The organism is Citrobacter sp. RHBSTW-00671, from assembly GCF_014103415.1.
GTDB lineage: Bacteria > Pseudomonadota > Gammaproteobacteria > Enterobacterales > Enterobacteriaceae > Citrobacter.
The window spans coordinates 4,740,173-4,759,309 of the sequence record NZ_JABXPR010000001.1; the positions used below are offsets into that span (position 1 = coordinate 4,740,173).

Below are 19,137 nucleotides of genomic sequence, written 5' to 3' on the forward strand. Positions count from 1 at the left end.
GCAATCAGTGTTTACACAGGAGCTGCTCCAGTTCGCTTAACGACACGACAGTCCAGGTCGGCTGAATGCCCGCTGGCTGCTCGCGGCGGTGCGTATTTAGCCAGCAGGTGGATAGCCCGGCGTTAATACCACCAAGAATATCGGACTCTGCGGTGTCGCCCACCATCAGCACGCGGGAACGGTCAGGGTTGCCCGCCTGCGCCAGCGCATGGTCAAAAATACGGGGATCGGGTTTTGCCACCCCCACCTGCTCAGAAATCACCAGCAGGTCGAAATAGTCGCGCAGGCCCGTACGCTCAAGGCGGATTTGCTGTAATGCAGTAAAACCGTTGGTAATGATGCCAATCTTTGTTTTACCACGAATCGCATTAAGCAGCGACACGGCCCCCGGTAACGGCGAACAGATTTCCGCCATGGCATTAATAAACGCATCGTTTAGCTGGCCTGGCTCGACCTTCAGGCGTTCAGCCCAGCTCTGAAAACGAGCATGCTGCAGCTGTAATGAGGTAATTGCGCCGTTTTGATAATCCACCCACAGCGGTTTATTCACGGCCTGGTAGTCCTGAAAATCTTCAGCGGTAAAGGTGATGCTATAATCGAGAAACATCCGCTGTAAGCCGGTAAACGAGTCAAACGTAAACAGCGTTTCGTCGGCATCAAAGAAAATCCAGTCCCACTTCATCATCATTACACCTTGTCTTACATGCTGATTGGCAATGCCATTATGATGGCATCTTCGTGACCATCGGCTGTCGGATAGTAATTGCGCCGAATCGTCGCCTCGTTAAAACCAAGGCTTTCATACAATGCGATTGCTGCAGCATTCGAGGCGCGAACCTCAAGCCACAGCGTCAGAATACCGCGCTTTTCCAGCTCATCGATCAGGTGCTCCAGCAGCTCACGCCCAAGGCCCCGGCGCTGAAAATCAGGATCGACGGCGATATTGAACAGCGTCGCTTCATCCAGCACGACCTGCGTAATCGCAAAGGCTGCCATCGTGCCGTCAACGGTCAATTGAAAGTTGAGATAACGATCGCCCTGGTTGCTGGCGAATGTTTTTTCACTCCACGGAAAGGCGTGGGCACGTTTTTCAATCTGAAATGCTGCAGGTAAATCAGTCGGTTCGAGGGAAGAAATCGTGTTCATATGCGCAGATTTGTTGCCATAACGCGGCGCGTGCCGCTGGGTTATCCCGTAATTCATTAAACGCAGGACTCTCAACCTGAGCGCCCTCCAGCAGCAGCGGCTCTTCGGTTCCCAGCCGCCAGCTATTACAGCGGCTACCTTGCGGCAGCATGGCGACGCGGTCAGGCGTCAGTTGTAAAACCTGATCCGGGCTAACGGTCAATGCGTGTAAAATATCGCTCATTAACGGTTCGGTTAGCGCGGGTAACTGTGCAGCAACCATCACTAAACGGACATGCGCAGGAATTGAAATCGCGATCTCGCCCCGCAGCGCGCCAGGACGGCGCAGCGACCACTGCGTAATGCCCAGTTGCTGTAACTGCCAGTCTCGTCGGGATGTCATAGCGAAACACTCCTGTAATCAGGGGCGCAAATATAGCAAATTTGTCGAATCCGCGCCATCAAACAACTATAATCCCCCGCTGTACAATTTAAGGAGCACTCCATGTCTGCTTTTACCCCGGCAAGTGAAGTCTTGCTGCGCCACAGTGATGATTTCGAACAAAGCCGTATTCTGTTTGCCGGTGATTTGCAGGATGACCTGCCAGCCCAATTCGCAAGCGCCGCCAGCCGTGCGCATACTCAGCAGTTGCACCATTGGCAGGTACTGAACCGCCAGATGGGTGATAACGTCCGCTTTAGCCTCGTCGCACAAGCCGATGATGTTGCTGACAGCGATACGCTGATCTATTACTGGCCGAAGAATAAGCCGGAAGCCCAGTTCCAGCTGATGAATATTCTGTCGCTGTTACCCGTCGGCACCGATATTTTTGTTGTCGGTGAGAACCGCAGCGGTGTACGCAGCGCAGAGCAGATGCTGGCCGAATACGCGCCGCTGAATAAAGTCGACAGCGCCCGTCGCTGTGGCCTTTATCATGGCCGTCTGGAAAAACAGCCCGTTTTTGATGCAGAAAAATATTGGGATGAATACACCGTCGACAATCTGACCATCAAAACCTTACCTGGCGTATTCAGCCGTGACGGCCTGGATGTCGGCAGCCAGCTGCTGCTCTCAACGCTGACGCCGCACACTAAAGGCAAGGTTCTGGATGTCGGTTGCGGCGCAGGCGTGCTCTCCGTTGCATTAGCCAGTCACTCGCCGAAAGTTCGTCTGACCCTGTGCGATGTCAGCGCATCCGCGGTTGAAGCCAGTCGCGCAACGCTTGCGGCCAACGGTATTGAAGGTGACGTAATTGCCAGTAACGTCTTTTCTGACGTGGCGGGCCGCTTCGATATGATCATCTCTAACCCACCGTTCCACGATGGCATGCAGACCAGCCTTGATGCCGCGCAAACGCTGATTCGCGGGGCGGTTCGTCACCTGAACAGCGGCGGTGAACTGCGTATCGTGGCCAACGCCTTCCTGCCGTATCCGAAGGTGCTGGATGAGGTGTTTGGCTTCCATGAGGTTATCGCGCAGACCGGTCGTTTCAAGGTTTATCGTACCATCATGACGCGTCAGGCGAAAAAAGCCTAACGGATGTACGCCGGATAAGGCGTTTATGCCGCCATCCGGCGTGACACCGAGCAACGCCGGCTAGCGCCCATTTTTACATCAATTAAATGCGTCCTGGGCAATTAACTATTGACGAAAAGATGAAAACAACTAGAATGCGCCTCCGTGGTAACGATACTTTTTGAGTGTCGATGGTATGCGAAGGTGGCGGAATTGGTAGACGCGCTAGCTTCAGGTGTTAGTGTCCTTTCGGACGTGGGGGTTCAAGTCCCCCCCCTCGCACCATAATCCACGTTGATATTGCTCGCACTGTGCGAAGGTGGCGGAATTGGTAGACGCGCTAGCTTCAGGTGTTAGTGTCCTTAGGATGTGGGGGTTCGAGTCCCCCCCCTCGCACCAACGAGGCAATATCAAAAAAGTAAGATGACTGTGCGAAGGTGGCGGAATTGGTAGACGCGCTAGCTTCAGGTGTTAGTGTCCTTTCGGACGTGGGGGTTCAAGTCCCCCCCCTCGCACCAATTATCTTATTTTCCTTTCGGTTTTCTTCTCTGTGTTACTCATCCCTGATTCACGTTCATCATCACCAGAACAATACCGCCGATCAGTGCTGCACATGAAGGCAACAAAACGAAATGCCGTAAACGTTTGTGGTACAGCATTAGCGAAGTCAGCAGCAGTCCTAATACAATCATCGCCTTCCATGCGTCGAGTGACAGGTCAGTAAATGCCAGCCCGGCAATCACTATTCCCGGCAGCAAAACCCCCCATCCACTGCCCAGCGCACGTTGCAACATGGTTTCACCTATGACATTGATAATGATAACCAATATCATATGATAAATTTTCTCATTTGTCAGCCAGGAAAGGCTATCAATTCTATGAGTTTTACTTAACGATTGATGACATAAATAGTTTAAGGTGATAAATTGCTCGCCGGTTAGCTTTTCATCAAAAAACAATAACGACCTGAACGAATGATTTTTCGCTCATCATTTTTTCCTTACAAACACACCTTCGTATATTGCAGATAAATAACAATATTTACCTATGACAGTACAATCCTGGCGAACTCTGCGCACTAAGAAATATCAACTTTCTTTACGTCTGTTTCTGCTTCTCAATGCAGTCTCCGCGCTGTTTACGCTTGTTTTCCCACTTTTTGCCGTCAAAGCCGTATCTGTCCCAGCGTTGCTCATCCTGGCCGCCAGTACATTACTGTTGGCATGGCATGGGAAATATACGAATAAAAGAATTAATCTTCCTTTTATTTCAATCATTTTCGGCTTGTTGTGGGCAGCTCATATTGTGCTGAAATTCACAACACTGGATAATAATGATTATTATTTTCTGTTGATTGCACTTCTCAGCGTGCTGTTTATTGGCTCTATCGCTTTTGCCAACAATATCATCGCCTTTACGCTACATTCGTTACCCTCAGTCGTCGTCTGTTTATGGCTTAACGGTAGCGAGCATGGTCTGCGAATTTTCTATTTTATGGCGTTGCCTATGGCCGGGATTGCCATTCAACACGTGATCCAAAAGCGCTACGACGGCTTCGCCCAACAGCTGATGTACAAACTGCTGGAAGAGCGAGAAACCCTGAACGGCCTCAGCATGCTCGATCCGCTGACGGGGCTGTATAACCGTCGTGGGCTGCAACACCGGCTCGATACGTTACTGGCACTGAGCAACGCGAAGCATTACGTCTTATTGCTGGATATCGATCATTTCAAAGCCTATAACGACCATTACGGACACATGATGGGCGATCAGGCGCTGATTCGCGTTTCTGCCGCGATTCGTGATTCCGTGCGCTCCCGGGATGTGGTCGCGCGTTTTGGTGGCGAAGAATTTATGGTGTTACTGACCGCCGTCGATCCACAGCAGGCACAGGCCGCAGCCGAGCGTATCCGCCAGAAAGTATACGACCTTAAGATTCCTCATATGTTTAATGAGAGCGTAGCAACCAATGTGACGGTCAGCATCGGTATTGCGCCTTTAATGGATCAGGATATTGACTCCGCGATTACCAGAGCAGACAAAGCACTTTATGAGGCCAAGAATCTCGGTCGAAACAACACCCTGGTCAGCGATGAGCTGCGGATAAACTGCACCTCTTCCTGAGTTATCCGTGCGGAACTGCCCGCTATTGCGACAAAGGTCTTGCCATCGTTCACCCTCACCTATAGGATTGGAAATCATTATCATTTAGATTAACATCCTTATATCGCCATGGCTTACCGTTCCGCACCCATCGTTGAAGATGTCATCTGGCACAGCCATCTCCCTGCAGAGATGCCCTCGCTGGCGGCTTCCGTGCGTGCGACCATCGCCCAAACCCGCGAACACTTGCTGGATTTCATTCGCCTTGACGAAACCCCGCCTCAAGGGGCAATGACATTACATGAATGGACGCAACCGACAACGCTATGTTCGCTTCTGGCCGTTTATTCAGACCACATCTACCGCAACCAGCCCACGTTAGTACGCGAAAATAAACCGCTGATCTCCCTCTGGGCGCAATGGTATATCGGCCTGATGATGCCCCCGCTTATGGTGGCTCTGCTGACGCAAAATGAAGCCATTGATGTCGCGCCGGAACATATGCATGTGGAGTTTCACGAAACCGGGCGTGCCGCATGTTTCTGGATAGATGTACATCAGGATCACCAGACCACGGCACTCTCACCGCAGCAACGTATGGAAACGCTGATTTTGTCAGCCCTGACACCGGTTGTTCAGGCGCTGGAATCAACGGGTGAGATCAACGCGAAACTTATCTGGAGCAATACCGGGTATCTCATCCACTGGTATTTAACGGAAATGAAACCGCTATTAGGCGAAGAACTGCTGACAACATTGCGCCAAACCTGCTTCTTTGAGAAACAGCTATCCTGTGGCCAGGATAATCCGTTGTGGCGTACCGTCGTTCCACGTGAGGGACTGTTAGTACGCAGAACCTGCTGTCAACGCTATCGCTTGCCCGATGTTCAGCAATGCGGTGACTGCACGTTAAAGTAAACGAGGAGCCACAGCCCCTCGCCTGCACGATTACGCTACCTGCTGATTTTCCTCTTCTATCCGCTGAGCTTCTTCTTTTTCCTGCGCCAACAGTTGCTTCTCATAGACCTTGAAGAATGGGAAGTAGATGATGGCAGAAACCAGCGCCAACACGATCACCAGGATCGCCGCACGATAATCCCAGCCTAATGCCCATGCAGCCCCCACCGGGGCCGGTGCGGTCCAGGGAACCACGGAAATGACACGACCAATCAAATCCAGCTTCATCGCCGCCCAGGCCAGTACGGCATTCACCATCGGCGCAAGCAGGAATGGAATAAAGAACACCGGATTCATTACTATCGGCGTGCCGAAAATCACCGGTTCATTGATATTAAAAATGCTTGGGACGACGCTGAGGCGTCCAATCGAGCGTAAATGGGCAGAACGGCTGCGCAGATAGCAAATCACCAGCCCCATCGTTGCCCCCGATCCCCCCACGACGATGAAGAACGTCCAGAACGCTTCCATAAATATATGCGGTAAGGGCGCGCCCTGCGCCAGCGCCGACTGGTTCATCCCAAGATTGGTGAGCCAGAACATTTGCAGCATCCCTGACACAATCGCCGCCCCGTGAATCCCAGCAAACCACAGCAAGTGGCCTATCAATACCGCCAGCAATATCGCCGGAAGAGAATCGGCAGCAGACACCAGCGGTTTAAAGATGGCCATAATGGCCTGAGGGATCAGCATATCAAACTGCGACTGTATCGCCAGGCTCAGCGGGTACAGCGTCAGCACCACAACCAGTACTGGGATCAGGAGATCAAATGAGTTTTTGATCATCGGCGGCACTTGATCGGGCAAGCGGATCCCGATGTTGTGCGCCTTCAGGAAGCGCATCATTTCAACGCAATAAATTGCCACGAGGATCGCGGTGAAAATCCCCGTCCCTCCCAGGCTATCAACCGGCATCGTACCCTTGGTTTTCGGTGCGGCAATCAGCAAAAACGCCATGATGGACAGCATCGCGCACATAAATGGATCTAGCTGATGCGACTTCACATAGTGTTTACCCAGGTTATAAGCAATGGCGGCACATATATAGACCGACATGATCCCCATCGTCATATCAAACGGCGTGAGTATCTGGCCTTCAAATTGTTTTGCCAGATCCAGCCATGCGCGGGCAAATCCCCAGGTGGTATCCGGCGAAAAAGGAGGATAGGCAAAAACCAGCAGAAAAGATCCTACAATCATAAACGGCATCGCCGAAATGAAACCATCACGTATTGCCATCACATGGCGTTGTGAAGAAATGCGCCCGGCGACAGGGCTAACGTAGTTTTCAACAAAGCGGAAAATCACATTAAACACAGCATGGTTAGTAGACATAGCCGCTCTCCTGTTGTGCGAAACCCTGTACATGTGCTGGTATCAACACCACCACGTAAGGCCCATTACCCCTTTTCGCAACCGTGCCGGGAGGAACGCCCGCGCTACCGCTATTAAAGTTAAGTTTCATAGATGGCTCTTATTATGTGATACAGAGGAAGTGACAGCTTCAGTATTAATCGCCATTTCAGCATTCTGCAACCGGTTACTGTAACCGGTTTCTTTGATTGTGAAGGTGATCGAAAAACTGCCAATGTTGCTATGTTGTTACAATAAAATATTTACAGTAACGCTGCCCCTATGACAAATTACGCCAGGCGGTTTTCTGCTATACAGGGCTGCGGATAAGCGAGAGGGAGAAAAGAGTGAGTTTGCAATCAGTGCGGCAGTTTTTAGCGCAACATGCGCCAGATATTGAAATCATCGAATTAGATCAAAGCACCGCCACCGTCGATCTGGCCGCAAAAGCCCATAACGTCGAACCAGGGCAGATAGCAAAAACGCTGTCACTCAAGGTGAAAAACGACATTATCCTGGTCGTCGCCAGAGGAGATGCTCGCCTCGATAATAAAAAACTGAAAAATACGTTTGGTGCCAAAGCGCGCATGCTGAGTAGCGATGAAGTGGTCAACGCAACAGGTCATCCCGTAGGAGGCGTATGTCCTTTCGGGTTGGAGACACCCATATCGGTGTACTGTGATGTCTCGTTGAAACACTACACTGAAGTGCTCCCTGCGGCTGGAGCCACTCACAGCGCGGTTCGCATCACGCCAGAGAGAATAGCAGAACTGACTGCGGCAACCTGGGTTGATGTGTGCCAGTGATCGATTTATCTTTCCATGCCAATAACTACGCCTCTTCTCAAGCGCGCCATAACGGGGCAGTACGACGAAGAGATGACGGTTCTGCAGAGCGTACATGCAGCAGAATATCGGCAGCATCCAGTAATCCGGCATCCGAACTAACGCCCAGTTTGGACATTACATTAAATTTATGCGCGCGAATCGTTTTAATGTTTCGCTCAAGCTCAATTGCGATCTGCAGCATCGAATAGCCATTCGACATATAACGCAGAATTTCGCGCTCGGTTGGGCTAAGCATACGGCATTGATTGATATACCAGAGTTTCTTCGTGTCTTCTGTTTCCCCTCTGACACAATCCAGTGCTGCAAATAATTCTTCCTGTAACATACTTAGCGTGGATGCTTTGCTAATCACGGCATCCAGTGGTGATGGTGACAGCGAGCCAATTAGCCGCGCCTCATCATCATCATCGGCAATGACTACCCGCTTGATGCGAGGGTGTTTCACCGCCAGCTCCGTCAGGTAAGCCAGTCCGGCGCGGCGATCGGTTCTTTTCGCAGAAAGTGAAAAAAAAACCGCGGAAAATGACGTCTGTGACATCGCCTGGCTGAAGGCTGGCTGCCGTGAAAAGAGATGAAGTTGGTATTGGTTGTTCGGTCTGGCATTAAATAAATTATAAATACCCACGCTGCTCATTACGCACTTTTCTACCAGTGCGACATTTCTTTTGATACTTCTGTCTTCCATTCCGTGGTCTCTCCATAAACTGAAGGTAGATTCAATTCTCGTGATCCTTGAGAACTATTTATCCAGGCATACATCTCCGCATTGCTGTGTATTGACAGACGACGCATCGCACTATTTTTCTGAGCGCTGATGGTCTTATTACTTTTTTTAAGTAATGTGGCAATCTGATTAATCCCCCAGCCCTTTCCCAGAAGCCGTAGCACTTTCCGTTCAGATAGCGTCAGAATAATTGAATGCACTCCATGATCCAGTCTTTCAGGTGTCATTACCGGAGAGAACAGTACCGGACTAATTCTGTCGGCATAAACATTCCCTGCATCAATAGCATTTACTAAGCTATCAATTGGTTCGGCATCGGATAACAGCGTACTGATTGGACACATCAGCAACTCAACGGCTACAGGATAATAATTTCGGGAAACGAGAAAGACCCAGTGAATATCGCGGTATTGAGGTAACAAAGAATAATATTGTTCGCAGGTCGTGCGCGGATGACTACAGTCTCCGGTTAAATCAGCGATAACCAGATCTGAACGTCGCAGTTGCAGCAATGTCAGTTCTTCTACGGCGCGGCAGTAGGTCAGTTTGTAATCGGAGAAATGCGCTTGCATTACCCCTTTAAGCCCAGTTTGTATGATAGGTAATTTACTAATAATAATTGCGTTCTTGCAGCGTCCTGGCAACATAACTCCTCCATATTCACATGTCTTCAATCTTGCGTGCGCAAATATCACCTACAATCAAATAAAATAATCAATAAATAGACATGCGTTAAACAATAGACAGGATGAATTATTTATCTCTATTTATAATAGAGAATGGTGATGCTACATTCCCAATGGCATCACACTATAAATTTATCATGACATAATCACGCACAAGTACATTCATTGTACAATTAAAATAACTACATTAAATTATTAGCATTCCTTACGTAATTACTGTTCACCTCAGAAAATTTAGCCATGGTTTAAGCGTGGGTCCACGATACGATTCCCTGCAACCTCCGAGTGACCTGTTTTTTTCAACACAAAGATTGATCTTATCCAGAGCCAACGGACTCACGCTTCATGATAAAAAGAAGATATTCTTCATTAAGAGAGCATCTTTTAGTCAGAGCGAGCTATGCAAACAGAGCAGTCGTCACAAAGAACGGTTACACGGTTATGTATACAATGCGGGCTTTTTTTACTGCAACATGGCGCAGAAAGTGCGTTAGTCGATGAACTTTCCACCCGCCTGGGTCTGGCGCTGGGGATGGACAGTGTAGAAAGTGCCATATCATCGAATGCCATCGTGCTGACGACGATCAAAGACGGACAATGCCTGACATCGACCCGAAAAAATCAGGATCGTGGCATCAATATGCACGTCGTGACGGAAGTGCAACACATCGTTATTTTGGCAGAACATAATCTGCTGGATGAAAAAGGGGTAGAGAAACGGTTTAACCAAATCAAACCGCTGCGCTATCCCAGATGGCTGGTTGCGTTCATGGTCGGATTGTCCTGTGCCTGCTTTTGTAAGCTCAATAACGGCGGCTGGGATGGCGCGATGATCACCTTCTTCGCCAGCATGATCGCCATGTACATTCGCCAGATCCTGGCTTCCCGGCATTTGCATCCACAAATCAACTTTTGTATCACCGCTTTTGTCGCAACCACCATCTCCGGCCTGCTGCTTACGCTCCCGACGTTTAATCACACGCCTACTGTAGCCATGGCTGCCAGCGTGCTGTTACTGGTTCCCGGTTTTCCGTTGATCAATTCGGTTGCGGATATGTTTAAAGGACACATTAACACCGGCCTCGCTCGCTGGGCGATTGCCAGTCTGCTTACGCTGGCAACCTGCATTGGCGTGGTGATGTCGATGACCTTATGGGGGCTTCGCGGATGGGCGTGATCGATTTTATTTTTGCACTCATACAGGACATGATCCTTTCTGCCATCCCGGCAGTAGGATTTGCCATGGTCTTTAATGTGCCACATCGGGCGCTTCCCTGGTGTGCGTTGTTAGGCGCCCTGGGACACGGTTCCCGAATGGTTATGATGACCGCTGGATTTAACATCGAGTGGTCCACCTTTATGGCCTCATTGCTGGTAGGCTGCATTGGGATCCAGTGGTCACGATGGTATCTGGCGCATCCGAAAGTCTTCACCGTTGCGGCAGTGATCCCTATGTTCCCTGGGATCTCCGCTTACACCGCCATGATATCCGCCGTAAAGATCGGTCATTTCGGCTATAGCGAAGCGCTGATGATTACCCTGCTGACCAACTTCCTGAAAGCATCATCGATTGTGGGCGCACTCTCAATTGGGCTTTCCGTGCCAGGGCTATGGCTGTATCGCAAACGCCCGCGCGTGTAACGAGTGAACCTGTTTACCCCTTCGCAGATGGGGGAACCTTCCCTCATCTGCTGCTCTCCTCTTTCTCTGTGTTACTATAAAAGCAGTCCCTTCTCGGTTGTTGTTCAGTATTGAGAAACATTATGTCCTGCAAAATTTTGACTCCGGACGTCATCAGTATTGACGCCTTATTACACGATCACAACGCGGTGCTGGCGAAGTCGGCGGCTGGCGCTGTGGCTGTTTTTGCCAATAATGCGCCTGCTTTTTACGCCGTAACCCCGGCACGGCTGGCAGAGTTACTGGCGCTTGAAGAGAAGCTGTCACGCCCGGGAAGCGATGTAACCTTAGATGCCCAGTTCTATGAAGAGCCGCAAGCGGCACCAGTTGCCGTGCCAATGGGTAAATTTGCGATGTACGCTGACTGGCAGCCAGACGCTGACTTCCAGCGTCAGGCGGCGTTATGGGGCGTGGCGCTAAGAGAGCCGGTCACCGCTGAAGAACTGGCTTCATTTGTTGCCTACTGGCAAGCCGAAGGCAAAGTCTTTCACCATATCCAGTGGCAGCAAAAACTGGCGCGCAGTATCCAAATAGGCCGGGCCAGCAATGGCGGAATGCCGAAGCGCGATGTGAACAGTGTCAGCGAACCTGACAGCCATATTCCACCAGGTTTTAGGGGATAACGATGAAAAACGTTGGCGACCTGATGAAACGTTTGCAAAAAATGATGCCACCCAATGTTGAGCCAGCCTTCAAAACAGGCGAGGAACTACTGGCCTGGCAAAAGGAGCAAGGTGAAATTCGTGCCGCTGCATTGGCGCGTGAAAATCGGGCCATGAAAATGCAAAGGACCTTCAACCGTTCCGGTATCCGTCCACTACACCAGAACTGCTCGTTCGAGAATTATCGCGTCGAGTGCGAAGGTCAGATGAACGCCCTGAGCAAAGCCCGCCAATACGTTGAAGAGTTTGACGGCAACATCGCCAGTTTTATCTTCTCTGGCAAACCCGGCACCGGCAAAAACCATCTTGCCGCCGCCATTTGCAACGAACTGCTGCTGCGCGGCAAGTCGGTACTGATTATTACCGTCGCCGATATCATGTCGGCGATGAAAGAGACATTCAGCAATCGTGAGACCAGTGAAGAACAGCTGCTCAACGATCTCAGCAATGTAGATCTGCTGGTGATCGACGAGATCGGCATGCAGACCGAATCGCGCTATGAAAAAGTGATCATCAACCAGATTGTCGATCGCCGTTCGTCGTCTAAACGCCCAACCGGCATGTTAACCAACAGCAATATGGATGAAATGAACAAACTGCTCGGCGAGCGGGTGATGGACCGTATGCGGCTTGGCAACAGCCTGTGGGTCATTTTTAACTGGGAAAGCTACCGGAGTCGGGTCACCGGTAAAGAGTATTAACGTATTAGGACCACTCCTAAGACTGCCAGCGCTATACTGCGCTGAAAATGCATAACACGAGTTACACATAATGATGAAAACTACCCAACGTCTGCTGTGCTGCGCGGTTGCCACCAGCACGCTCATCTCCACCAGTGTTTTCGCCGCCTCCTGGCAGGATTCGCTCTCCAGCGCGGCCAGTGAGCTAAGCAAACAAAGCTCCGGCTCGCAAAGCAGCTCGTCGCTCTCTTCCCTGACCAGCCTGCTGAATGGCAGCAATCAGTCGTTGACCTCCAGCAGCATGAATAACGCCGCCGGTATCCTGGAATACTGCGCGAAACAGAAACTGGCTTCGGTCACTGATGCGCAAAACGTCAAAAACCAGGTGCTGGATAAACTGGGGCTCAGCGCGCCAGAACAGAAACAAGATACCAACTATATGGACGGGATTCAGGGTCTGCTCAACGCCAAAGATGGTCAGCAGCTTGACCTGAACACGATTGGCAACAGCTCGCTGGCGAAGCAGGTCAAAACCAAGGCCTGCGATCTGGTATTAAAACAGGGTATGAACTTCATTTCCTGATACAACAAATGCCGCGCCCGACCATTTCACCATCGGCGCGGCAGCAATCAATCCCACGATGATATTTACCTACCAAATGAGGTGTGATTGCCCGCAAACACCCGCATATCTAAACCAATTCTGAATAACAATCTCATTTAATGTCACTACAATTGCAGCAATATAACAACGCTATTACATTGTACTCTCAAAAAAATGATTAGCCTGCCAGGCAATTGCCCGGTGTTACTGAGGATAGACCGTTGTCAGAATTGCTCTCCATCACTCTGTTTCTCGCTTCGGTACTGATTTATGCCTGGAAAGCGGGTCGCAACACCTGGTGGTTCGCCGCCACGTTAACGGTGCTGGGGATCTTTATTGTCTTAAACATCACGCTGTATGCCAGTGACTATTTCACAGGTGACGGCATCAACGATGCGGTCCTGTACACCCTGACCAACAGTCTGACTGGCGCGGGGATCGGAAAATATATCCTGCCGGGCGTTGGGATAGCCCTGGCGCTGACCACCGTTTTTGTCACGCTGGGTTGGATACTGCGTCGCCGTCGCCATCATCCGCATCATGTCGGTTACAGTCTGCTGGCCCTGCTGCTGGCGCTGGCTTCCGTTGATGCCAGCCCGGCGTTCCACCAGATAACTGAACTGGTCAAATCCCAGTCACGCGATGGCGATCCCGATTTTGCGGCCTATTACAAAGAGCCATCAAAAACGATCCCCAATCCGAAGCTGAATCTGGTTTATATCTACGGCGAAAGTCTGGAGCGTACTTATTTTAACGACGGCGCCTTCCCGGATCTGACTCCGGAACTCGGCGCGTTGAAAAATGAAGGCCTGGATTTCAGCAACACCATGCAGCTGCCGGGTACCGATTACACCATCGCCGGCATGGTCGCCTCCCAGTGCGGTATTCCGCTGTTTGCGCCATTTGAAGGCAACGCCTCGGCATCGGTTTCCAGTTTCTTCCCCAACAACATCTGTCTGGGCGATATCCTGAAGAACTCCGGTTATCAGAACTATTTTGTGCAAGGCGCAAACCTGCGCTTTGCCGGGAAAGATGTATTCCTGAAATCCCACGGATTTGATCATCTGTACGGCGCTGAAGAGTTAAAGGGCGTCGTTGCAGATCCTGCGTATCGTAACGACTGGGGCTTTTATGATGACACCGTACTGGATGAAGCATGGAAAAAATTCGAAGAGCTGTCACGCTCAGGGCAGCGTTTTTCACTGTTTACCCTGACCGTTGATACTCATCACCCGGACGGTTTCATCTCACGCAGCTGTAACCGTAAGCGTTATGATATTGACGGTAAAACCAACCAGTCCTTCAGTGCGGTCAGTTGCAGCCAGGAAAATATCGCCGAGTTTATTCATAAAATTAAAGCCTCACCGTGGTTTAAAGATACCGTGATCGTCGTCTCTTCCGATCATCTGGCGATGAATAACACCGCATGGAAGTATCTCAACAAGCAAGATCGTAACAACCTGTTCTTCGTGCTACGCGGCGATCAACCCCAGCAGGAGACGCTGGCGGTGAAGCGGAATACCATGGATAACGGCGCGACCGTACTGGATATTCTGGGCGGCGATAATTTTATCGGCCTTGGACGCAGCAGCTTGTCCAGCGAATCCGTATCGGAAGTGTTCCTGAACATCAAAGAGAAAATGCTGGCGTGGAAGCCCAACATCATCCGTTTGTGGAATTTCCCGAAAGAGATGAAAGCATTCACTATCGATCGGGAGAAAGAGATGATCGCTTTCTCCGGGAGCCATTTCCGTCTGCCGCTGCTGCTCCGGGTCTCGGATCAACGCGTCGAACCGCTGCCGGAAAGTGAATATTCAGCCCCGCTGCGCTTCCAGCTGGCTGATTTCGCCCCGCGCGACAACTTTGTCTGGATAGACCGCTGTTACAAAATGGCGCAGCTGTGGGCACCGGAACTGGCACTCTCTACCGACTGGTGCGTATCACAGGGGCAACTGGGCGGGCAGCAGATCGTGCAGCATGTCGATAAAGCCAACTGGAAAGGGAAGACGACGTTTAAAGATACGGTCATCGACATCGAACGCTATAAAGGTAACGTCGATACGCTAAAAATTGTCGATAACGATATTCGCTACAAAGCTGACAGCTTTATTTTCAACGTAGCGGGCGCGCCGGAAGAAGTGAAACAGTTTAGCGGAATTTCACGCCCTGAATCCTGGGGACGCTGGTCTAACGCCCAGCTGAGCGAAGAAGTGAAAATCGAATACAAGGCTCCGTTGCCGAAGAAATTCGATCTGGTTATCACCGCGAAAGCCTTTGGTGACAACGCGAATCGCCCTATTCCCGTACGCGTCGGCAACCAGGAACAAACGCTGGTCTTAAGTCAGGAAGTCAGCACCACCACCTTGCATTTTGATAACCCGACATCCGCCGACACGCTGGTGATTATCCCACCCGATCCGGTCGCCACCAACGAGGGCAACATTCTGGGTCACTCGCCGCGTAAGCTGGGGATCGGGATGGTTGAAATCAAAGTGCTGGCAGCTCAGGGTTAAAAAAAACAGCGCCCAACACGACTCCGGGCGCTGCATGGCAACTGTCTCAGAACGTAATCACCCCTTTGATCAGCTCACGGTTGTTGATCACATCCCGTTCATAGATCTCTGCCAACGTGTCAAACGCATAGCGGTGCGTGAGCATCATGTCAGCCGTCAGTTTGCCTTCCGACATCAGACGCCCCACTTTGGCGAAATCTTCCGGCGTGGCGTTACGGCTGCCCATCATGGTGGTTTCTTTCTTATGGAACTCCGGATCGGAGAACTGCAAATCACCTTTGAACAGCCCGACAAAAACGATGCTGCCGCCGTGGCGAATCAAATTCACCGTGTTGTTCATCGCGTGCTGATTCCCCGTAGCATCAATGACTTTTTGCGCCAGCGAGCCGCCAAACTGCGCACGCAACTGCGCGTCGAAATCGTCAGCGGACGGATCGATAACCGGGAGCCCTAATCGGGAAACCACATGCTCTCTGCGTGCCGGGCTGGTATCCGCAACAACCACCTGTGCACCGTCCGCTTTGGCTATCGCCGCGGCACCGAGGCCAATCGGGCCGGCACCGACAACGAGAACATGCTCGCCAGGTACCACCGCCGCCCGACGCACCGCATGGGCGCTGATGGCATAAGGTTCGATCAATGCCGCGGCATGTGGATCTATCCCTTGCGCATCCAGCAGGTTGCTCACCGGTACAGACAGGTATTCGCTGAAACCACCATCCTGATGCACGCCAATCACCGAGATCTTTTCACAGCAATTAGTGCGCCCACTCAGGCACGCCGGACATTGCTGACACGCCACGTAAGGAATAACCGCAACCTGCTGACCAGTTTTCATATTTTGTATATTTTTACCCAGCCGAACAATCTCCCCACATATTTCATGGCCTAATACACGTGGATAGCTGAAAAAAGGTTGATTCCCGCCCCAGGCATGAATATCAGTACCACAAATCCCCACAGATTTAATTTTAATTAGTGCTTCGTTATCACCCGGAATAGGTATTTCACGCTCTTTCCAGACTAATTTTTTGGGTTCCTGGCAAATCAGCGTATTCATCGTAGACATGATTCTGCTCTCCTGTTTTTTGTTGCCTCAGATATCGACGAATTTAAAAATGCCGGAGAAAACAGAAACGCAATCTGTGAATTCCAACGCATAAAAATGTTTTAAATCGGGTTTTAATGGATAAAAAGGAGACGTAATGAGCCGTTCACAGAACCTACGCCACAATGTGATTAACCAGATAATCGATGATATGGCGCGTGGGCATATCCCTTCCCCACTGCCTTCGCAAAGCGCACTGGCAGAAATGTACAACATCAGCCGCACCACCGTGCGCCACATGCTGAGCCATTTAGGTGAATGCGGCGTACTGGCGCAGGTCGGTAGTCACTACGTTATCGTCCGTAAGCCCGATCATGATGACGGTTTTTCGTGTACCACGGCGTCCATGACCGAGCAAAGCCGAATTTTCGAGCAGGCGTTTTTCACCATGATTAACCAGCGCCAACTGCGTGCGGGTGAAAGCTTCTCTGAGCTGCAACTGGCCAGAGCTGCGGGCGTCAGCCCGGTAGTGGTACGGGAATATCTTTTAAAATTCGAACGTTACAACCTGATAAAAAACGAAAAGCGCGGACAGTGGGGCATGAAACAGTTCGACCAGGCCTACGCCGAGCAGTTGTTCGAACTGAGAGAAATGCTGGAGACTCACTCTCTGCAGCATTTCCTCAACCTGCCTGACGATGATCCGCGCTGGCTGCAGGCCAAAACGCTGCTGGAACGCCACCGGATACTGCGTGACAGCATCGGCAGTAGCTTTCGCATGTTCTCGCAGTTAGACCGCGAGTTCCACGCCCTGCTGCTTTCCGCTGCTGACAATATCTTTTTTAATCAGTCGCTTGAAATAATCTCTGTGATTTTCCACTTCCACTATCAGTGGGACGAAAGCGACCTCAAGCAACGCAACATCATTGCCATCGATGAACATATGACCATCCTCAGCGCGCTGATTTGCCGTAGTGACCTGGATGCAATCCTCGCTCTGCGCAACCACCTTGAAACGGCAAAACAGTCAATGCTGCGCTCTATCCAGCAAAACAGCCGAAAAAATTAAAAGCAGATTAAAAACACAAAATTGCAAAATACCCCACAATCTTATTATCAACTCATATTGAGTAATTAACTCCCTCTTACACTCGGGGTGTCTGCTAAACAAACTTTTCTATTTTATTAGCAAAAGAACATCACAACAGGAGTCAATATGGCGATTACAATCAAGGATATAAGCGTAAAAGATATCCGTTTTCCTACCTCCAGGAACCTGGATGGTTCTGATGCAATGAATGCAATATCCGACTACTCCGCGACTTATGTCACATTAATTACCGACCACACAGAAAATTTAAAAGGGTATGGTCTGACTTTTACTATTGGTCGCGGCAACGATTTATGTGTAAGCGCAGTAAAATCTTTAGCCGAGCTATTTGTTATTGGCCGTACGCTGGAAGACATTACGGCTAACTTTGGCCAATTCTGGCATGAACTTGTTTCTGGTGATTGTCAGTTGCGCTGGGTTGGCCCAGAAAAAGGTGTTATTCATCTGGCTACCGCAGCAATTATTAACGCATTGTGGGATCTCTGGGCGCGTTCGCAGAATAAAACCGTATGGAAAATGCTGGTCGACATGTCGCCAGAAGAGCTGGTTCGCTGCATTGACTTTACCTACATCCAGGATGTTCTGACGCCTGAGGAAGCCATCACATTATTACGCAGAGTTGAAACAGGTAAAGCGCAGCGTGAAAGAGAAATGCTGGAAACGGGCTTCCCTGGTTACACAACGGCCGCAGGCTGGCTGGGGTATTCAGAAGAAAAAATGCGTCAGCTTGCCCGTCAGGCCGTGGCTGACGGCTGGACACATCTGAAGCAGAAAGTCGGTGCCAATCTCGAGCAGGACATTCGCCGGGCGACGATCCTACGCGAAGAGCTGGGTTGGGAACGCAAACTGATGATGGATGCCAACCAAATATGGGGCGTTGATGAAGCCATTACGGCGATGCGCAAACTCGCTAAGTTTGATCCGCTCTGGATCGAAGAGCCCACCAGCCCTGACGATATTCTCGGTCACGCGGCAATAAAAGCGCGAATTGGCGACATTGGCATTGCCACCGGTGAACATGCCCATAACCGGGTAATGTTTAAACAATTCTTCCAGTCAGGTGCAATGGATTTTTGCCAGTTAGACCCTGCCCGTTTGGGCGGTTTAAACGAAGTGCTGGCTGTCGTACTCATGGCGGCGAAGTTTGGCGTCCCGGTATGCCCACATGGCGGAGGCGTCGGTCTGTGTCAGTATTCATTGAATATTGTTTTATTTGACTATATCGCCGTATCCGCATCACTGGAAAACAGGGTGTTAGAATATGTTGATCATTTACACGAGAATTTCGAAGAGCCGTTGGTGATAAAACGTGGAAGATATTATCCACTGCTGCAACCAGGCTATGGTGTAAAAATGAAACCAGACACTCTAACACGTTATTCATGGCCCGATGGCCAGGAATGGTTGAGTTAACATACAGACTAAACAGGTATTTCACTAAATACCTGTTTAAAGGTTCTTCCATTATATTGTCTACTCGCTTTCATCATTTTCATGATGAGAGATGACAGTAGCTCCCCATCATTT

General features: G+C 50.4%; 20 protein-coding genes and 3 tRNA genes. 15 read left to right on the forward strand and 8 right to left on the reverse strand.

The window, feature by feature from the left end; all coding sequences use genetic code 11:
• Positions 1-4: 4 nt before the first annotated feature.
• The 3 genes from yjjG to holD are packed head-to-tail and all read right to left on the reverse strand — an operon-like array spanning position 5 to position 1,528.
• A complete protein-coding gene (yjjG, locus tag HV261_RS22680; protein WP_202039746.1) occupies positions 5-682 on the reverse strand; it encodes a pyrimidine 5'-nucleotidase in 678 nt (225 codons plus the stop codon).
• 17 nt (positions 683-699) lie between these two features.
• A complete protein-coding gene (gene rimI, locus HV261_RS22685) occupies positions 700-1,146 on the reverse strand; it encodes a ribosomal protein S18-alanine N-acetyltransferase (protein WP_202039578.1) in 447 nt (148 codons plus the stop codon).
• Complete coding sequence (gene holD / locus HV261_RS22690; RefSeq protein ID WP_202039579.1) at positions 1,115-1,528, reverse strand: DNA polymerase III subunit psi; 414 nt, start codon at positions 1,526-1,528, stop codon at positions 1,115-1,117. Before holD ends, rimI begins: the two co-directional genes overlap by 32 nt.
• A gap of 102 nt (positions 1,529-1,630) precedes the next feature.
• Here holD and rsmC point away from each other — a divergent pair, with 102 nt between their 5' ends.
• The 4 genes from rsmC (at position 1,631) to HV261_RS22710 (ending at position 3,159) form a co-directional block, all read left to right on the forward strand.
• Positions 1,631-2,662 (forward strand): 16S rRNA (guanine(1207)-N(2))-methyltransferase RsmC, encoded by a 1,032-nt coding sequence (gene rsmC / locus HV261_RS22695; RefSeq protein WP_137383811.1) that lies wholly within the window; start codon positions 1,631-1,633, stop codon positions 2,660-2,662.
• A gap of 177 nt (positions 2,663-2,839) precedes the next feature.
• A tRNA-Leu gene (locus tag HV261_RS22700) sits at positions 2,840-2,926 on the forward strand.
• A gap of 28 nt (positions 2,927-2,954) precedes the next feature.
• A tRNA-Leu gene (locus HV261_RS22705) sits at positions 2,955-3,040 on the forward strand.
• A 32-nt stretch (positions 3,041-3,072) separates the two neighbouring features.
• Positions 3,073-3,159: transfer RNA gene (locus tag HV261_RS22710), tRNA-Leu, on the forward strand.
• Positions 3,160-3,198: 39 nt separating this feature from the next.
• On the opposite strand, the gene HV261_RS22715 is transcribed toward HV261_RS22710, so the two are convergent.
• Positions 3,199-3,435, reverse strand: coding sequence for a DUF1435 domain-containing protein (locus HV261_RS22715; RefSeq protein ID WP_137384026.1), 237 nt, complete (start codon positions 3,433-3,435; stop codon positions 3,199-3,201).
• Between the two features lie 253 nt (positions 3,436-3,688).
• On the opposite strand from HV261_RS22715, the gene HV261_RS22720 reads away from it, so the two are divergent.
• Both HV261_RS22720 and fhuF read left to right on the forward strand, forming a co-directional pair.
• Positions 3,689-4,765, forward strand: a complete 1,077-nt coding sequence (locus HV261_RS22720) for a GGDEF domain-containing protein (RefSeq protein WP_137383812.1) — start codon at positions 3,689-3,691, stop codon at positions 4,763-4,765.
• Positions 4,766-4,873: 108 nt separating this feature from the next.
• The gene (gene fhuF / locus HV261_RS22725) at positions 4,874-5,662 is read left to right on the forward strand and encodes a siderophore-iron reductase FhuF (RefSeq protein WP_202039580.1); all 789 of its coding nucleotides are present in this window, start codon (positions 4,874-4,876) and stop codon (positions 5,660-5,662) included.
• 30 nt (positions 5,663-5,692) lie between these two features.
• Here fhuF and HV261_RS22730 read toward each other — a convergent pair whose 3' ends face one another.
• Positions 5,693-7,036 (reverse strand): PTS sugar transporter subunit IIC, encoded by a 1,344-nt coding sequence (locus HV261_RS22730; RefSeq protein ID WP_137383814.1) that lies wholly within the window; start codon positions 7,034-7,036, stop codon positions 5,693-5,695.
• 365 nt (positions 7,037-7,401) lie between these two features.
• Here HV261_RS22730 and HV261_RS22735 point away from each other — a divergent pair, with 365 nt between their 5' ends.
• Positions 7,402-7,860, forward strand: a complete 459-nt coding sequence (locus HV261_RS22735) for a YbaK/EbsC family protein (RefSeq protein WP_202039581.1) — start codon at positions 7,402-7,404, stop codon at positions 7,858-7,860.
• A 37-nt stretch (positions 7,861-7,897) separates the two neighbouring features.
• On the opposite strand, the gene bglJ is transcribed toward HV261_RS22735, so the two are convergent.
• Together bglJ and HV261_RS22745 are read right to left on the reverse strand one after the other, a co-directional pair.
• The gene (gene bglJ / locus HV261_RS22740) at positions 7,898-8,587 is read right to left on the reverse strand and encodes a DNA-binding transcriptional activator BglJ (RefSeq protein WP_202039582.1); all 690 of its coding nucleotides are present in this window, start codon (positions 8,585-8,587) and stop codon (positions 7,898-7,900) included.
• Positions 8,548-9,273: a LuxR C-terminal-related transcriptional regulator gene (locus HV261_RS22745; RefSeq protein WP_202039583.1), complete on the reverse strand. Its 726-nt coding sequence runs from the start codon at positions 9,271-9,273 to the stop codon at positions 8,548-8,550. The genes bglJ and HV261_RS22745 overlap by 40 nt, the downstream gene beginning before the upstream one ends.
• A gap of 439 nt (positions 9,274-9,712) precedes the next feature.
• On the opposite strand from HV261_RS22745, the gene HV261_RS22750 reads away from it, so the two are divergent.
• The 6 genes from HV261_RS22750 (at position 9,713) to opgB (ending at position 15,451) form a co-directional block, all read left to right on the forward strand.
• Positions 9,713-10,489 carry a threonine/serine exporter family protein gene (locus tag HV261_RS22750; RefSeq protein ID WP_101742995.1) on the forward strand — a complete coding sequence of 259 codons (777 nt, stop codon included), beginning with the start codon at positions 9,713-9,715 and terminating at the stop codon, positions 10,487-10,489.
• Positions 10,480-10,953 carry a threonine/serine exporter gene (locus HV261_RS22755; protein ID WP_202039584.1) on the forward strand — a complete coding sequence of 158 codons (474 nt, stop codon included), beginning with the start codon at positions 10,480-10,482 and terminating at the stop codon, positions 10,951-10,953. The genes HV261_RS22750 and HV261_RS22755 overlap by 10 nt, the downstream gene beginning before the upstream one ends.
• A gap of 122 nt (positions 10,954-11,075) precedes the next feature.
• Positions 11,076-11,615, forward strand: coding sequence for a primosomal protein DnaT (dnaT, locus tag HV261_RS22760; RefSeq protein ID WP_202039585.1), 540 nt, complete (start codon positions 11,076-11,078; stop codon positions 11,613-11,615).
• 2 nt (positions 11,616-11,617) lie between these two features.
• The gene (gene dnaC, locus HV261_RS22765) at positions 11,618-12,355 is read left to right on the forward strand and encodes a replicative helicase loader DnaC (RefSeq protein WP_003019133.1); all 738 of its coding nucleotides are present in this window, start codon (positions 11,618-11,620) and stop codon (positions 12,353-12,355) included.
• A 70-nt stretch (positions 12,356-12,425) separates the two neighbouring features.
• Positions 12,426-12,917 (forward strand): YjjA family protein, encoded by a 492-nt coding sequence (locus HV261_RS22770; protein WP_202039586.1) that lies wholly within the window; start codon positions 12,426-12,428, stop codon positions 12,915-12,917.
• Between the two features lie 242 nt (positions 12,918-13,159).
• Positions 13,160-15,451, forward strand: coding sequence for a phosphatidylglycerol--membrane-oligosaccharide glycerophosphotransferase (opgB, locus tag HV261_RS22775; RefSeq protein WP_202039587.1), 2,292 nt, complete (start codon positions 13,160-13,162; stop codon positions 15,449-15,451).
• A gap of 46 nt (positions 15,452-15,497) precedes the next feature.
• On the opposite strand, the gene HV261_RS22780 is transcribed toward opgB, so the two are convergent.
• Entirely contained in the window at positions 15,498-16,520 is a 1,023-nt protein-coding gene (locus tag HV261_RS22780) for a zinc-binding alcohol dehydrogenase family protein (RefSeq protein ID WP_202039588.1), read from the reverse strand.
• 136 nt (positions 16,521-16,656) lie between these two features.
• Here HV261_RS22780 and HV261_RS22785 point away from each other — a divergent pair, with 136 nt between their 5' ends.
• Both HV261_RS22785 and HV261_RS22790 read left to right on the forward strand, forming a co-directional pair.
• Complete coding sequence (locus HV261_RS22785; RefSeq protein WP_202039589.1) at positions 16,657-17,568, forward strand: GntR family transcriptional regulator; 912 nt, start codon at positions 16,657-16,659, stop codon at positions 17,566-17,568.
• Between the two features lie 147 nt (positions 17,569-17,715).
• A complete protein-coding gene (locus HV261_RS22790; protein ID WP_202039590.1) occupies positions 17,716-19,023 on the forward strand; it encodes an enolase C-terminal domain-like protein in 1,308 nt (435 codons plus the stop codon).
• Positions 19,024-19,137: the final 114 nt, after the last annotated feature.

What these genes read in the sequence shown, in the direction of transcription:
- yjjG (WP_202039746.1), bottom strand. Translation starts at nt 682, where the DNA reads ATGAAGTGGGACTGGATTTTCTTTGATGCCGACGAAACGCTGTTTACG.
- rimI (WP_202039578.1), bottom strand. Translation starts at nt 1,146, where the DNA reads ATGAACACGATTTCTTCCCTCGAACCGACTGATTTACCTGCAGCATTT.
- holD (WP_202039579.1), bottom strand. Translation starts at nt 1,528, where the DNA reads ATGACATCCCGACGAGACTGGCAGTTACAGCAACTGGGCATTACGCAG.
- rsmC (WP_137383811.1), top strand. Translation starts at nt 1,631, where the DNA reads ATGTCTGCTTTTACCCCGGCAAGTGAAGTCTTGCTGCGCCACAGTGAT.
- HV261_RS22715 (WP_137384026.1), bottom strand. Translation starts at nt 3,435, where the DNA reads ATGTTGCAACGTGCGCTGGGCAGTGGATGGGGGGTTTTGCTGCCGGGA.
- HV261_RS22720 (WP_137383812.1), top strand. Translation starts at nt 3,689, where the DNA reads ATGACAGTACAATCCTGGCGAACTCTGCGCACTAAGAAATATCAACTT.
- fhuF (WP_202039580.1), top strand. Translation starts at nt 4,874, where the DNA reads ATGGCTTACCGTTCCGCACCCATCGTTGAAGATGTCATCTGGCACAGC.
- HV261_RS22730 (WP_137383814.1), bottom strand. Translation starts at nt 7,036, where the DNA reads ATGTCTACTAACCATGCTGTGTTTAATGTGATTTTCCGCTTTGTTGAA.
- bglJ (WP_202039582.1), bottom strand. Translation starts at nt 8,587, where the DNA reads ATGGAAGACAGAAGTATCAAAAGAAATGTCGCACTGGTAGAAAAGTGC.
- HV261_RS22745 (WP_202039583.1), bottom strand. Translation starts at nt 9,273, where the DNA reads ATGTTGCCAGGACGCTGCAAGAACGCAATTATTATTAGTAAATTACCT.
- HV261_RS22750 (WP_101742995.1), top strand. Translation starts at nt 9,713, where the DNA reads ATGCAAACAGAGCAGTCGTCACAAAGAACGGTTACACGGTTATGTATA.
- HV261_RS22755 (WP_202039584.1), top strand. Translation starts at nt 10,480, where the DNA reads ATGGGCGTGATCGATTTTATTTTTGCACTCATACAGGACATGATCCTT.
- dnaT (WP_202039585.1), top strand. Translation starts at nt 11,076, where the DNA reads ATGTCCTGCAAAATTTTGACTCCGGACGTCATCAGTATTGACGCCTTA.
- dnaC (WP_003019133.1), top strand. Translation starts at nt 11,618, where the DNA reads ATGAAAAACGTTGGCGACCTGATGAAACGTTTGCAAAAAATGATGCCA.
- HV261_RS22770 (WP_202039586.1), top strand. Translation starts at nt 12,426, where the DNA reads ATGATGAAAACTACCCAACGTCTGCTGTGCTGCGCGGTTGCCACCAGC.
- HV261_RS22780 (WP_202039588.1), bottom strand. Translation starts at nt 16,520, where the DNA reads ATGTCTACGATGAATACGCTGATTTGCCAGGAACCCAAAAAATTAGTC.
- HV261_RS22785 (WP_202039589.1), top strand. Translation starts at nt 16,657, where the DNA reads ATGAGCCGTTCACAGAACCTACGCCACAATGTGATTAACCAGATAATC.
- HV261_RS22790 (WP_202039590.1), top strand. Translation starts at nt 17,716, where the DNA reads ATGGCGATTACAATCAAGGATATAAGCGTAAAAGATATCCGTTTTCCT.